The organism is Luteibacter anthropi, from assembly GCF_023699965.1.
Classification (GTDB): Bacteria; Pseudomonadota; Gammaproteobacteria; order Xanthomonadales; family Rhodanobacteraceae; genus Luteibacter; species Luteibacter anthropi.
This window is the reverse complement of the sequence record NZ_CP077072.1, coordinates 2,473,911-2,487,932: the sequence shown is the minus strand read 5'-3', so window position 1 is coordinate 2,487,932 and position 14,022 is coordinate 2,473,911. Positions and strand designations below refer to the sequence as shown.

The window sequence follows — 14,022 nt, the reverse complement described above, 5'->3', positions numbered from 1 at the left end:
ATCAGCTTCCCAGCGCGGCGCGCAGCGCCTTGCGGATGATGGTTTCTGCGGTGTCGCCTTCGGCGCTCACCTTGGTGACGAGGCGCAGGGCCTCAGGCGGCTTGTAGCCGAGTTGCTGGAGCGCCACGGTGGCTTCGCCCACCGGATCGAGCGGCGCGGCGCCGGCGGACGTGGACACGGGCAAGCGCACGCCCGCAGCATCCACGCGGTCGCGCAGCTCCACCACCATGCGTTCGGCCGTTTTCTTGCCGATGCCAGGGATCTTGGTCAGCGCCACCACGTCGCCCGCGTGCACCAGGCGCGACAGCTCATCGGTGGATACGCCGGAGAGCACGGCCAGCGCGATCTTTGCGCCGATGCCGCTCACCTTCAGCAGGTTGCGGAACATGGCCCGCTCGGCTTCGTGCATGAAACCGTAGAGGGAGACGCCGTCTTCCTTCACCGCGTAATGGATGAGCAGGATCACTTCCTTGCCGGTGGCCGGCAGGTCGTAGATGGTCGACATCGGTGCATCGACGTCGTAACCCACGCCACCCACTTCGATGAGGAGCGACGGAGGCTGCTTGCTTATCAGGGTGCCGCGCAAGCGACCGATCATCGGCGTCGTCTCCAGGCCGTGCGCGGGATACCCACGCGTTCAATGCTGGACCGGGTGTGCGCATGGGCGATGGCGATCGCCAGTGCGTCGGCGGCGTCCGCCTGCAACGGCCCCTTGAGGCCGAGGATCATCCCGATCATGTGCTGGACCTGGGTCTTGTCGGCGCGGCCGGTACCGACCACTGCCTGCTTCACCTCGGTCGCAGCATATTCGTGCACGACGATTCCCTGGCTGACCACGGCACAGATAGCCGCACCACGCGCCTGCCCCAGTTTCAGGGCGGAGTCGGCGTTGCGGGCCATGAACACGCGCTCGATCGCGGCTTCCGCCGGAACGTGCGTGCCGATGATGGCGCAGAGTTCGTCAAAGATGCGTTTCAGGCGCAGCGGGAAGGTAGCCTCCCCGGCGACAGCCAGCGCGCCGTGCCAGACATGGCTCAGCGCGCCGTTGTCCGCCACGTCGATCACCCCGACGCCCGTGCGCTGGCTACCCGGATCGATACCTAGGATGCGGGTCATGACAGCGAGGGAAACGCGTGAACGACGTGGGGCCCGAAGGGCCTCACGCGTCCCCGGCTTCCGAGGGAAGCACGGCGTTGTGATAGACCTCGTCGACATCGTCGAGGCTGTCGAGGCGTTCGAGCAGCTTTTCGAACTGCTCGAGGGCCTCGCCCGTCGGGGTGACGAGAGGGCCGTTGGGGCGCATCACCACGTCGGAGCTTTCGACGTCGAACTTTGCTTCCGCAAGCGCCTTGCGCATGGCTTCCACCGCGACGGGGTCGGCCGCCAGCAGCACCGTGCCGATGCCGTTCTCGATGACGATGTCTTCGGCGTTGTTCTCGATGGCGGCTTCTTCAAGCTTCGCCTCGACGTCGGCATCGCCACCGGTGTGTACCAGCACCTGGCCCACGCGGGTGAACTGGAAGGCCACCGAATTGGTGGTGCCCATGTTGCCGCCGAGCTTGTTCAGCGCCGCGCGCACGTCGGCGACGGTGCGGGTCTGGTTGTCGGTGACGCAGTCGATGATGAGCGCGGTACCCGCCGGGCCGTAGCCCTCGTAGCGGATCTCGTGCATGTCGGCACCGCCGTCGGCACCCGAGCCGCGCTTGATGGCGCGCTCGATGGTGTCCTTGGTCATGTTGGCGGCCAGGGCCTTGTCCATGGCAGCGCGCAGGCGCGGGTTGCCGTTGGGGTCGGGCACGCCGCCACGCGTGGCGATGGTGATTTCGCGGATCAGCTTCGTGAACACCTTGGCGCGCTTGGCGTCTTCGGCATTCTTGCGACCTTCGATGGACGGGCCTCTACCCATGGGCGTTTCCTGGAGTTACCGGACGGACAGGGGCGGAATTCTAGCGGAAGTGGGTTGCATGTAGGAGCGCGCCTTGCGCGCGACCTGGGGGGCCTCGCGCTTTAAGACTGGCGAGCCCCTGGCCTGTTGCCCGGCCTTGGGTGGTCGCGCGCAAGGCGCGCTCCTACAAGGGGATGGGTGACCGGCGCGTGGGTGGTCGCGCGCGGGGCGCGCTCCTACGGGGGGTGGGGGTCGAAATGGCCGGCGCGGAGGAAAAAGGCTACCTGGCGGGCGACATCGGCGGAAACGAGCATGCCCGTGTGGCTGGTTTCCAGCACGCAGTGATCGGCCAGGCCCGGCAGGCGGGTTTCCGCCACGCCAACGGTGCCGTCGTGCTCGTCGCCCAGCTCCCCTACGAAAGCGCCCAGGCCCATGGGCTGCCGGCCGGCGATCATGCCGACCTCGCGGCCGCCATCCCAGTGGTCCAGGCCGTGTTCCAGCAGCTCGCGGGAGCGCCCCAGGAGCATGTCGCCGCCCCAGCGATGCGTGAGGCCGCGGGCCGCGCCGCTGCCGTTGAGCGGAGAGCCCAGGCAGACGATGCGGCCGGTGGGCAGGTCGTCTTCACGGCAGGCCAGCAAGGCCAGGATGCCGCCGAGGCTGTGTCCCACTACGTGGACTGGCGCCGGTGCCAGGGCGCGGATGCGCTTGCGCAGCCGCGCGATGGCCTGTTCGGGCGGCGCGGCGACGCTCATGTATTCGAACTGGTGGACGCGAAAACCGTCGTCCTTCAGCCGCCGGTGGAGCATCGCCATGGCGAAGCCCCGCATCCACAGACCATGGAGAAGCAGGACATCGTCAGGCGGGGTGCTCATCGGCGGCTGGCCCGGATCAGGCCTTGGCCTCCGCCGCCACGCGGACGTGGAGCTCCTTCAGCTGTGGCTCGGAAACCGGCGACGGCGCGTCGGTCATCAGATCTTGCGCGCTGGTGGTCTTCGGGAAGGCGATGACGTCGCGGATCGACTCGGTGCCGGCCATGAGGGCGGCGATGCGGTCGATGCCGAAGGCCAGGCCACCGTGGGGCGGCGCGCCCATGCGCAGGGCCTTGAGCAGGAAGCCGAACTTGCCCTCGGCCTCTTCCGCACCGATGCCGAGCAGCTCGAACACGGCGCTCTGCATTTCCGGACGATGGATACGGATGGAGCCGCCACCGATCTCGTTGCCGTTGAGCACCATGTCGTAGCCACGGCTCACCGCGACGGCGGCATTCGTGCGCAGGTCGGCGATGTCGTCGACCTTGGGTGCCGTGAACGGGTGGTGCAGCGCCACGTAGCGCTGCTCTTCGTCGTCGTACTCGAACATCGGGAAATCGGTGACCCACAGCGGCTTCCAGGTGTTTTCCACCAGGTCGCGATCACGGCCGACCTTCAGGCGCACGGCGCCCATGAAGTCGGTGACCGTCTTCCAGCGGCCTGCGCCGAAGAACACGATGTCGCCGTCGGCGGCACCGGAGAGCTTCAGCACCTGCTCCAGCGCGGCATCGTCGAGGAACTTGGCTACCGGCGAATTGATGCCCTCGCGGCCCTTGGCCAGGTCGTCGACCTTCAGCCAGGCGAGGCCCTTGGCGCCGTACCTGGCGGCGAATTCCGCCATGCCGTCGATCTCCTTGCGGGAGAGCGCGGCGCCACCCGGCACACGCAGTGCGACGACGCGACCGGCGGGATCATTCGCCGGTTCGGCGAACACCTTGAATTCGATGTGCTTCACCGCCTCGGCGATGTCGACCAGTTCCAGCGGATTGCGCAGGTCGGGCTTGTCGGAACCGAAGCGGCGCATGGCCTCCGCGTAGGTCATGCGGGGGAAGCTGGCGTCCAGCTCCACGCCGCGCACCTCGCGAAACACGTGGCGGATCAGGTCTTCCACGAAGTCCTGCACGTCACGCTCTTCGACGAAGGCGAACTCGAGGTCGAGCTGGGTGAACTCCGGCTGGCGGTCGGCGCGGAGATCTTCGTCGCGGAAGCAACGGGCGATCTGGTAGTAGCGGTCGAAGCCCGCCATCATCAGGATCTGCTTGAACAGCTGCGGCGACTGCGGCAGCGCGTAGAACTGGCCCGGGTGCACGCGGCTGGGCACGAGGTAATCGCGCGCGCCTTCCGGCGTGGCCTTGGTGAGGATCGGGGTCTCGATGTCCTGGAAACCGGCATCGTCGAGGTACCGGCGCAGGGCGCGGACCAGCGACGTACGCGTGCGCATCATGTGCTGCATTTCGGGGCGACGCAGGTCGAGGTAGCGGTAGGTCATCCGCATGTCCTCGTTGGGCGTCTCGTGCAGCGCGAACGGCAGGTCGCGCGCGGCATTGAGGATTTCGACCTTTTCGGCCACCAGCTCGACGGTGCCGGTCTTGAGCTTGTCGTTCACCGACAGGCGCTTGCGGATCTGGCCGGTGACCTTCACCACGTATTCGTAACCCAGCTCGCCAGCCACGGCGAAGGCATCCGCATTCTCACGTTCGATGACGACCTGGGCGATGCCGTGGTGGTCACGCAGATCGACGAAGGCCGTGTGGCTCTGCAGGCGGATGGTGTTCACCCAACCGCAGAGGGTGACGTCCTGGCCGATCAGCGACTCGTCGATGAGGCCGCAAAAATGGGTGCGCATGCGCTTGAAGCTCCGGCTACCGCGAAAGCGGTCTGTGGCATGGGAAAAGACCCCGGATCGTAGCACGATCCGGGGTCTTCCCTACCCTTGCCGGGCTCAGCGACCGCCTACGGAGAAGATGCCCCGACAGCCCTTGTCGACCCAGATACCGCTGCCATCCACGCCCCAGGTACGGCCTTCGTCACAGCGCGAATCGGAGTTCTGGCGCACCAGACGCACGCGGCCACGGGTGTCGATGTTGCAGTGCCCCCAGCGACCGTTGCTGCTGCCGCAGTCGATGGTCTGCTGCGGACCGCCCCAGGAGGGACGGTCGCCCCAGCCCGGAGGCGGCGGAGGCGGACGGTCGCCACTCCAGCCCGGACGACCACCGCCCCAGCCACCGCCAGCGTCGGCAAAGATGCCGCGGCAGCCGCGGTCCACCCAGATGCCGTCGCGATCCACGCCCCAGGTGCGGTCGCGGATGCAGGGAGAGTTCGAGTCCTGGCGGATCAGCCGGGCGTCACGCCACGGTACCGGGCAGCGGCCCGGACGGTTGTCGCTGCTGCCGCAATCGATGGTCCCGCCGTAGCGCTGTGCATGCGCCGGAAGGGACACCGCACTCATCGTCAACGCCATCGCCACCACGGCAAGGCCACCCAGTACAGCGCGCATACCCCACTCCTATCGTCGTTCAGATGGATCTTGGGACGTACGCTAGCGCAGGAATTTGCAACGCGGATTGAACGATTTCTTGCGCCAACATTGCGCCGTCAGGCGTCGGAGCCGCCCGACGGGGTGCTGCTGGTGCTGGCTGGCGCCGCTGGGGCACTGCCGGCCGCCGGTGCGCCGGAAGATCCTTCGACGAGATTGCGCTTCTTGTCGCCGTCTTTCTTGAAATCGGTCTCATACCAGCCGCCACCGGCCAGCCGGAACTGCGGCGCGCTGAGCATGCGGCCCACCCGTGGCTCCCCGCATTGCGGGCAGTTGGACGGGTCGGCGTCGGACATCTTCTGCAGGCGCTCGAAGCGGTGGCCGCAGGCCTGGCACTGGAATTCGTAGATGGGCATGAAAGGATTTCCGGCTATCTCAGCCGCGCATTATGGCCTGTAGGAGCGCGCCTTGCGCGCGAACGGGGGTTGCCGGGCATTCCGGTTTTACCGGTCGCGTGCAGGCGCGCTCCTACAGGGTGGGTCACGCCGCCTCGAAACGGAGGTGGTTGCCGTCCGAATCCACCCGGACCGTCTGGCCGGGTGAGAACTCGCCGCGCAGGATGCGCTGGGCCAGCGGGTTTTCCAGCTGCTGCTGGATCGCACGCTTGAGCGGCCGCGCGCCGTATACCGGATCGAAGCCTGCACTGCCCAGCAGGTCGAGCGCCGCGTCGGAGACATCCAGGCCCAGCTGGCGATCAGCCAGCCGCTTGCCCAGGTATTCCAGCTGGATGCGCGCGATGGAGCGGATCTGCTTCTTGTCCAGCGGACGGAACACCACGAGGTCGTCGAGACGGTTGATGAACTCCGGGCGGAAATGCGCCTGTACCACGCCCAGCACCGAGGCCTTCATCTGCATGTAGTCGGCTTCGCTGTCGCCGGCCTGCTCCTGGATGAGGTTGGAGCCGAGGTTCGACGTCATCACGATGACCGTGTTGCGGAAGTCCACCGTGCGGCCCTGGCCGTCCGTGAGGCGACCATCGTCCAGCACCTGCAACAGGATGTTGAAGACATCCGGATGCGCCTTCTCCACCTCGTCGAGCAGGATCACGCTGTACGGACGGCGACGTACCGCTTCGGTGAGGTAGCCGCCCTCTTCATAACCCACGTAACCGGGAGGTGCACCCACGAGGCGGCTCACGGAGTGCTTCTCCATGAACTCGCTCATGTCGATGCGGACCATGGCGTCCTGCGTGTCGAAGAGAAAATCCGCCAGCGCCTTGCACAGTTCCGTCTTGCCCACGCCCGTGGGGCCCAGGAACAGGAACGAACCATACGGCCGGTTCGGATCGGACAGACCCGCACGCGCACGACGGATCGCATCGGACACCGCACGCACGGCTTCTTCCTGGCCGACGACGCGATCATGCAGCGCATCTTCCATGTGCAACAGTTTTTCGCGCTCGCCTTCTAGCATCTTCGCCACGGGGATGCCCGTCCAGCGGGCTACCACCTCGGCGATTTCCTCGGCGGTGACGCGATCCTGCAACAGCGTGAAGTCCTGCTTTTCAGCCTTCTGTGCGGCAGCAAGCTGGGTTTCCAGCGCAGGCAGCCGGCCGTACTGGATCTCGCTCATCGCACCGTAATCCTGGCGACGCTGCGCGCCTTCCAGTTCCAGGCGGGCCTGTTCGATCTGCTCCTTGATCTTGGTGGCGCCTTGCAGGGTGGCCTTTTCGGACTTCCACACCTCGTTGAGGTCGGAGAATTCGCGATCCAGCTTGTCGATATCGTTTTCCAGCGTGGCCAGGCGCTGCTTCGATTCGTCGTCCTGCTCTTTCTTCAGCATCTCGCGCTGGATCTTGAGCTGGATAAGACGACGCTCCAGGCGATCGAGTTCTTCCGGCTTGGAGTCGATTTCCATGCGGATGCGCGAAGCCGCTTCGTCCATCAGGTCGATGGCCTTGTCGGGCAGCTGGCGGTCCGGGATATAGCGTGAGGAAAGCGTGGCCGCGGCGACGATGGCCGGATCGGTGATCTCCACCCCGTGATGCACCGCATAGCGCTCCTTGAGACCACGCAGGATCGCAATGGTGTCTTCCACGCTGGGCTCACCGACGAACACTTTCTGGAAGCGGCGTTCCAGTGCTGCATCCTTTTCGACGTACTTGCGGTACTCGTCGAGCGTAGTGGCGCCGATGCAATGCAGTTCGCCACGCGCCAGCGCAGGCTTCAGCATGTTGCCGGCATCCATCGCACCGTCGGCCTTGCCGGCGCCGACCATCGTGTGCAACTCGTCGATGAAGAGGATCACGCGACCTTCCTGCTTGGACAGGTCGTTCAGCACGCCCTTCAGGCGCTCCTCGAACTCGCCACGGAACTTCGCACCCGCGATGAGCGCGCCCATGTCGAGCGACAGCACGCGCTTGTCGCGCAGCCCTTCGGGTACTTCGCCGTTGACGATGCGCTGTGCAAGGCCTTCGACGATGGCGGTCTTGCCCACGCCCGGCTCGCCGATCAGCACCGGATTGTTCTTGGTACGACGCTGAAGCACCTGGATCGTGCGGCGGATTTCCTCGTCGCGCCCGATCACCGGATCGAGCTTGCCGCTCTCGGCGCGCTCGGTGAGGTCGATGGTGTATTTCTCCAGGGCCTGCCGCTGTTCCTCGGCATTTTCCGACTGCACCTTTTCGCCGCCGCGCAGCTTGTCGATGGCGGCTTCCAGGCGCTCCTTCGTGGCACCGGCGGCCTTCAGCGCACCGCCCAGTTCGCTGCGGTCTTCCAGCGCCGCCAGCACGAACAGCTCGCTGGCGATGAACTGGTCGCCGCGCTGCTGGGCCAGCTTGTCGGTGAGATTGAGCACGCGGCTCAGGTCGTTGCCGATATTGATGTTGCCTTCCTGCCCGCTCACGCGCGGCAGCCGCTCCAGGATCTCGCCCACGCGCTGGCGGAAGGACGGCACGTTCACCTGGGCCTGCGTGAGCAAGGGGCCGGTCGAGCCCCCCTGCTGGTCGAGCAGGGCCGCCATGACATGCACCGGTTCAAGCATGTTGTTGTCGCGGCCTACGGCCAGCGACTGCGCGTCGGCCAGCGCCTGCTGGAAACGCGAGGTAAGTCTGTCCATTCGCATCGTATGGTTTCTCCCAAAGGTTCTGGCGCGCCCCGGGGCCCTCCCCCGCGACCGCCTCTGCCGTCACAGATGCGGGTGAGATCCTGCGGCTTCAACGGTGCACGGGGTGTCTTTGGCAGCGCTTTTTTCACGTCCGTACAGGCATCCTCGACCGGTTGCCTCGCCCCGGAGTCCCCGTGACAGCCTCCCGCGACATCCTGCCCCGCCCAGCGCTCGACCTGCTCGTCCCCGACTGCGCCCTGTTCCTGGACGCCGACGGCACCCTGCTCGCCTTCGCCGACGATCCCGACAAAGTGGCACCGGCCACCGGCCTCATGGCGACGCTGGACGCCTTGCACGATACCCTCGGCGGCGCCCTCGCGCTGGTCAGCGGCCGGGCCATCGACGGCCTGGATCGCATCTTTGATCGCCCCCACTGGGCCGCTGCCGGCCAGCACGGACTGGAACGACGCGATGGTTCCGGCCACACCCGTACCATGCCCGTGGATCGTGACGAACTGGCGAAACTGCGCGCGGCGGCGCATGCCGTGGCCCGCGAGTTGCCCGGGGTACGGGTCGAGGACAAGAGCTGGTCGGTGGCGCTGCATTGCCGCGAGCACCCCGGGTACGAAGACGAACTACGACGCAGGGCTCCCGTGCTGGTCGCGGCCTTTCCCGGCTTCGAACTGCAGCCAGGTAGCCATGTCTATGAGTTCAAGCCGCGGGGTATGGACAAGGGCGTGGCCGTGGCCGCCTTCCTCGATGAACCGCCTTTTCGCGGACGCACGCCCATCTACCTGGGCGACGACCTCACCGACGAACACGCGTTTGCCGTCGTCCTGGCGCGCGCAGGCCATGCGATACGCGTGGGTGACCGCACACCGTCATGCGCGACGTTCACATTGTCTAGCCCGGCCGATGTTCAGGATTGGCTGGATGACGTGAACAAACGACTGAAGCGAGGAGCCGCAACCGCAAGATGAGCCGACTAGTCGTCATATCGAATCGCGTGGCGCTGCCCAAGCAGACGCAAACCGGCGGCCTGGCCTCCGCGATGAATGCCGCCCTGCAGGAAATGGGCGGCCTGTGGTTCGGCTGGAGCGGCAACCTCGCTGCCGAAACCGGCAAGGAATTGCACGAAGTCGAGGATGGTCACATCAGCTATGCCACCATCGACATGTCCAAGGCGGACCATGACGACTACTACAGTGGCTTCGCCAACCGCGCCCTGTGGCCCCTGTTCCATTATCGCGGCGACCTGGTGGACTATCGCCGCGATCACCTCGAGGGCTACCTGAGGGTCAATCGCATCTTCGCCAAGCGCGTGGCGAAGCTGCTGAAGAAGGACGACATCGTCTGGGTGCACGATTACCACCTGATTCCGCTGGCAGCGATGCTGCGCGAACTGGGGGTGGAGAACCGCATCGGTTTCTTCCTGCATACGCCGCTTCCGGCGGCGGGGTTGCTTATTACGCTGCCGCGCCATCGCGAACTGCTCGAATCGCTGGCGTCGTACGATCTTGTCGGCCTGCATACGCAGCGCGACCTGCGTGCGCTCGAGGATTATTTCCTGCACGAACTCGGTGCTGCGATGCGCACCGGTGGCCGTATCCGTGCAGCGAACGGGCGAATTTTCCGTGCCGGGGTCTTTCCCATCAGCATCGATACGGCCGAGGCGGTAGAGCTGGCGCATCGTGCGGAGGACAGTGGCGCGGTGTCGAAGCTGAAAGCGTCGCTCGATGATCGATCGCTGATCATCGGTGTGGACCGGCTGGATTATTCGAAGGGTCTTCCGGAACGGTTCGAAGGCTTCGCGCGCCTTCTGCGCGATCACAAGGATATGCGTGGTCGTGTGTCGTTGTTGCAGATTGCGCCGCCGTCGCGCTCCGACGTACCCGAATACCGTTCACTTCGCCGGGAGCTGGAACGCAGTGCGGGCCATATCAACGGCCAGTATGCCGAGCCGGACTGGGCACCGATCCGCTACGTCAACAAGTCGTTCGCCCATAAGGTGCTGGCGGGGTATTTCCGTGTCGCCAAGGTGGGCCTGGTCACGCCGCTGCGCGATGGCATGAACCTGGTCGCCAAGGAATACGTGGCCTGCCAGGATCCGCAAGACCCCGGCGTGCTCGTGCTGTCGCGTTTTGCCGGTGCCGCGCAGGAGCTGGACGCCGCGCTGCTGGTGAACCCTTCCGACCTGGATGAGGTATCGGACGCCTTGCATCGTGCGCTGGACATGCCGCTGAAGGAACGCCGGATGCGCTGGCAGTCGATGATGGACGTGCTGGAGCGCAATGACATCACCGCGTGGCGCAATGCGTTTCTGCATGCCTTGATGGAGCCGCCCAAGGTGAAGCCGGAGATCTACGTGCCCTCGCCGGTCATGACGCCGCCCGGAGGGCCGGCCGCGCATTGAAAGCCGATGGGGCGCTCTCGCTGCACTGGTGAACCGGGGCGCTGGGTTCCTGTTTTCACAGGAACGACGGATAGGGAGGTGGCGGTAATCCCACACGAAGCCCGCGGGTAGGAAGGTGGCGGCAATCCCACACGAAGCCCACGGGTAGGCAGGTGGCGGCAATCCCACCCGAAGCCCACGGGTGGGCAGGTGGCGGTAATCCCACCCGAAGCCGACGGGTGGGCAGGTGGCGGTAATCCCACCCGACGCCGTCGTTCCAGCGAAAGCTGGAACCTAGCGCGATGCAATCGGGTGTCGCGACGACATACCCTACGTAAAACCGTTGAAGCGCCCTCACCCTGTCGGTGAACCGGGGCGCTGGGTTCCTGTTTTCACAGGAACGACGGATAGGCAGGTGGCGGCAATCCCACACGAAGCTGACGGGTAGGCAGGTGGCGGCAATCCCACCCGAAGCCGTCGTTCCAGCGAAAGCTGGAACCTAGCGCGGTGCAGTCGGCTGTCGCGACGAAATACCCTACGTAAAACCGTTGAAGCGTCCTCCCCCTGCCGGCAAACCGGGGCGCTGGGTACCTGTTTGCACAGGAACGACGGGCTGGGTCATCAACGCGACGAAGGGTTTGTCCAGATCAGGGAGGCGAACCGGCCGCTTTTTGCGCCGTCGCGGCGATACGAATAAAGCCTGTCGTCCGTGCGGGTATCGAAACCACCACCCGACACATGACTGACGCCGACCGAGGAAAGCCTCAGTCGCGCCAGTGCGTAGATATCGCAGAGCCAGTGTGCCGGCCGGTTCGCCACGAAGGCTGAGGACGCGCGGGCATCGGTATCCACGAAGGCAGCCCTCACTTCCTCGCCGACTTCGAACGAAGCCTGCCCGATGGCCGGCCCCAGCCAGGCCTGGATATCAGTGCCGCCCATCTGCTCCACGGTGCGCTCCAGCACACCGGCCGCCAGCCCACGCCAGCCCGCGTGGGCTGCACCGATCGTCTGCCCGTCGGCGGAAACGAACAGGGCAGGCAGACAGTCCGCCGTGAGAATCGCCAGCACGCGGCCCGGACCACGAGCCACGGCGGCATCGGCCTCCGGTTCGAAGCCGCCGCCATAGCCTTCCGCCACGGCGGTGCCATGGACCTGGCGCAGCCACAGCGGATCCGATGGCAATGCCAGGGCATCCCTCAGTGCCGACCGGTTGGCCAGCACCGTGGACGGCTCGTCGCCTGAACGCAGGCCCAGGTTGAGCCGGTCGTAAGGCGCCTCGGACATCCCGGGCCCCAGCCGCGTCGAAACGGCCGCGCCCACGTTCGCGGGCGCGTTCCAGTGCGGGACGATCCACTCGTGGGGCACGCTGTCAGTCCTCGATGGGGTTCAGCACCGTATCGGCACGCAGGGCCTCGATCAGTTCCTCCTGGTCGGCCGGACGGGGCGAGTTGAACTCCAGGTATTCACCGGTGATCGGGTGCTCGAAGGCTAGCTTCTCGGCGTGCAGTGCCTGGCGGCGGAAGCCACGCAGGGAGTCGATCAGTTCCTGGCTGGCGCCACGCGGAAGGCGCAGGCCGTTGCCGTAGAGCTGGTCGCCCACCAGCGGATGGCCGATATGGGCCATGTGGACGCGGATCTGGTGGGTACGCCCGGTCTCCAGATTGCACTGGATGACGCTATGGGCACGAAAACGCTCACGGACCCTGTAGTGCGTGACCGCTTCCTTGCCGCCCATTTCCACATCGCGAACGCCCTGCTTCAGGCGATCGTGCTGGTGGCGGCCGATAGCCTCGTCCACCGTGCCGCCGGCCACCATCGTGCCCAGCACCACGGCCTCGTACTGTCGATGGACGTCATGGCGGGACAGCATGCCCACCAGCGCCGTCTGCGCCGCGATGGACTTGGCCACCACCATGAGGCCGGCGGTGTCCTTGTCCAGACGATGGACGATGCCCGCTCGGGGCAGTTCGGCCAGGCTCGGCGCATGGTGCAGCAGCGCGTTCAGCATGGTGCCCGCCGGATTGCCGGCACCGGGGTGGACCACCAGTCCCACGGGCTTGTCGACCACCATCAGGTCATCGTCCTCATGAACGATGTTCAGGGCGATGTCCTCCGGCTGGGCGTCTACCTCGGGGGCCAGCTCGGCCTCCAGCACCACCGTTTCGCCGCCCCGCAGCAGGTGCCGGGGAGCCACGGGGGCCCCGTCCAGCAACACTTTGCCCTCCTTGACCCACGCCGTGAGCCTGGATCGGGAATAATCGGGGAACATCTCGGCCAGTGACTGGTCGAAACGCCGTCCGGCCGCCGTCAGGGGCACCGTGGCTTCGTGTCGTAACGTCCTCATAGGCCCTCACCCGGCCGGGGGCCGGTTTCGGCTATCATGCCCATTCGCTCAAGCATCCGAACTCTCTCAATGCGTGCAACCAAGATCATCATTTTGCTCGTCCTCGCCCTGTCGATGAGCGCCTGCTCGATGTTCCGCAGCAAGAAGGAAACGATCGACACCATGCCGGTCGACCGGCTGTACGCCACTGCCCACGATTCGCTAGAGCACTCTGACTACGCCGCCGCGACCAAGGCCTACCAGCGCCTGATCGCCCGCTTCCCGTCTGGTGACATCAACGAGCAGTCTCAGATTGAGCTCGCCTACGCGCAGTACAAGGACAACAAGCCGGACGACGCGTACTCGACGATCAACCGCTTCATCAAGACGTTTCCGACCCATAAGCATGCAGATTATGCCTACTATCTGCGGGGTCTGATCAATTTTGATCGCACGAGCGGCTTCATCGAGCGTTATTTCCAGCGCGGAGAGAGCGCCGCGACCCGTCGCGACCAGGGCTACAACCTCACGGCCTTCGACGATTTCAGCCAGCTGACCCGCCGTTATCCGAACAGCTCGTACGCCACGGACGCCCGCCAGCGCATGATCTTCCTGCGCAACCAGCTGGCCCGCTTCGAGATCAACGTGGCCGAGTACTACCTGCGGACCAAGTCGTACATCGCCTCGGCCAACCGCTCTCAGTACGTGATCGAGCACTACCAGCAGTCGCCGGAAACGGCCGACGCCCTGGCGATCCTCACCCGCAGCTACCTCGCGCTCGATCGCAAGCCGCTGGCCGACCAGACCCGCTCGGTGCTGGCCCTGAACTACCCAGACCACCCGTATCTCACCGATCCGACCTGGCCGCACCACCCTTCGACGTGGCGCAAGGCGATCCCGTTCTCGGGTCACCATTGATCCGAAAAAAAGCCGGCGAAAGCCGGCTTTTTTTATGCTCACTGCAAAATCATCGATGGAACGACAACCTCCCGCTCGTCGTTCCTGTGAAAACAGGAACCCAGCGCCTCGGTT

Annotated in this window: 13 protein-coding genes; 3 read left to right on the top strand and 10 right to left on the bottom strand. The window is 65.7% G+C overall.

Translation table 11 applies throughout. The features are described 5' to 3' along the window. Position 1: 1 nt before the first annotated feature. The 8 genes from ruvA to clpB form a co-directional block, all read right to left on the bottom strand. Positions 2 to 598, bottom strand: coding sequence for a Holliday junction branch migration protein RuvA (gene ruvA / locus KR767_RS10895; protein WP_250876341.1), 597 nt, complete (start codon positions 596 to 598; stop codon positions 2 to 4). Next, on the bottom strand, positions 595 to 1,116 hold the full coding sequence (ruvC, locus tag KR767_RS10890; RefSeq protein WP_166947419.1) for a crossover junction endodeoxyribonuclease RuvC: 522 nt from the start codon (positions 1,114 to 1,116) through the stop codon (positions 595 to 597). Before ruvC ends, ruvA begins: the two co-directional genes overlap by 4 nt. Before the next feature lie 43 nt (positions 1,117 to 1,159). Next, positions 1,160 to 1,906 carry a YebC/PmpR family DNA-binding transcriptional regulator gene (locus KR767_RS10885; protein ID WP_166947418.1) on the bottom strand — a complete coding sequence of 249 codons (747 nt, stop codon included), beginning with the start codon at positions 1,904 to 1,906 and terminating at the stop codon, positions 1,160 to 1,162. Positions 1,907 to 2,121: 215 nt separating this feature from the next. Further along, positions 2,122 to 2,757, bottom strand: coding sequence for an esterase/lipase family protein (locus KR767_RS10880; RefSeq protein WP_250876340.1), 636 nt, complete (start codon positions 2,755 to 2,757; stop codon positions 2,122 to 2,124). Between the two features lie 16 nt (positions 2,758 to 2,773). Continuing rightward, entirely contained in the window at positions 2,774 to 4,540 is a 1,767-nt protein-coding gene (gene aspS, locus KR767_RS10875) for an aspartate--tRNA ligase (RefSeq protein ID WP_250876339.1), read from the bottom strand. Between the two features lie 96 nt (positions 4,541 to 4,636). Next, a complete protein-coding gene (locus KR767_RS10870; protein ID WP_250876338.1) occupies positions 4,637 to 5,191 on the bottom strand; it encodes a DUF3011 domain-containing protein in 555 nt (184 codons plus the stop codon). A gap of 98 nt (positions 5,192 to 5,289) precedes the next feature. Beyond that, positions 5,290 to 5,586, bottom strand: coding sequence for an FmdB family zinc ribbon protein (locus KR767_RS10865; protein ID WP_166947415.1), 297 nt, complete (start codon positions 5,584 to 5,586; stop codon positions 5,290 to 5,292). A 124-nt stretch (positions 5,587 to 5,710) separates the two neighbouring features. Then, the gene (gene clpB / locus KR767_RS10860; protein WP_250879114.1) at positions 5,711 to 8,293 is read right to left on the bottom strand and encodes an ATP-dependent chaperone ClpB; all 2,583 of its coding nucleotides are present in this window, start codon (positions 8,291 to 8,293) and stop codon (positions 5,711 to 5,713) included. Positions 8,294 to 8,469: 176 nt separating this feature from the next. Here clpB and otsB point away from each other — a divergent pair, with 176 nt between their 5' ends. Together otsB and otsA are read left to right on the top strand one after the other, a co-directional pair. After that, positions 8,470 to 9,255: a trehalose-phosphatase gene (gene otsB / locus KR767_RS10855; protein WP_250879113.1), complete on the top strand. Its 786-nt coding sequence runs from the start codon at positions 8,470 to 8,472 to the stop codon at positions 9,253 to 9,255. Beyond that, positions 9,252 to 10,688 (top strand): alpha,alpha-trehalose-phosphate synthase (UDP-forming), encoded by a 1,437-nt coding sequence (otsA, locus tag KR767_RS10850; protein WP_250879112.1) that lies wholly within the window; start codon positions 9,252 to 9,254, stop codon positions 10,686 to 10,688. Before otsB ends, otsA begins: the two co-directional genes overlap by 4 nt. A gap of 600 nt (positions 10,689 to 11,288) precedes the next feature. On the opposite strand, the gene pgeF is transcribed toward otsA, so the two are convergent. Next, positions 11,289 to 12,032 carry a peptidoglycan editing factor PgeF gene (gene pgeF / locus KR767_RS10845; RefSeq protein ID WP_250879111.1) on the bottom strand — a complete coding sequence of 248 codons (744 nt, stop codon included), beginning with the start codon at positions 12,030 to 12,032 and terminating at the stop codon, positions 11,289 to 11,291. A 4-nt stretch (positions 12,033 to 12,036) separates the two neighbouring features. Continuing rightward, positions 12,037 to 13,011, bottom strand: coding sequence for a 23S rRNA pseudouridine(1911/1915/1917) synthase RluD (gene rluD / locus KR767_RS10840; protein WP_250879110.1), 975 nt, complete (start codon positions 13,009 to 13,011; stop codon positions 12,037 to 12,039). 69 nt (positions 13,012 to 13,080) lie between these two features. Between rluD and KR767_RS10835 the strand changes: the two genes are divergently transcribed. Further along, complete coding sequence (locus KR767_RS10835) at positions 13,081 to 13,908, top strand: outer membrane protein assembly factor BamD (RefSeq protein WP_166947409.1); 828 nt, start codon at positions 13,081 to 13,083, stop codon at positions 13,906 to 13,908. The last annotated feature ends 114 nt before the right edge of the window (positions 13,909 to 14,022 follow it).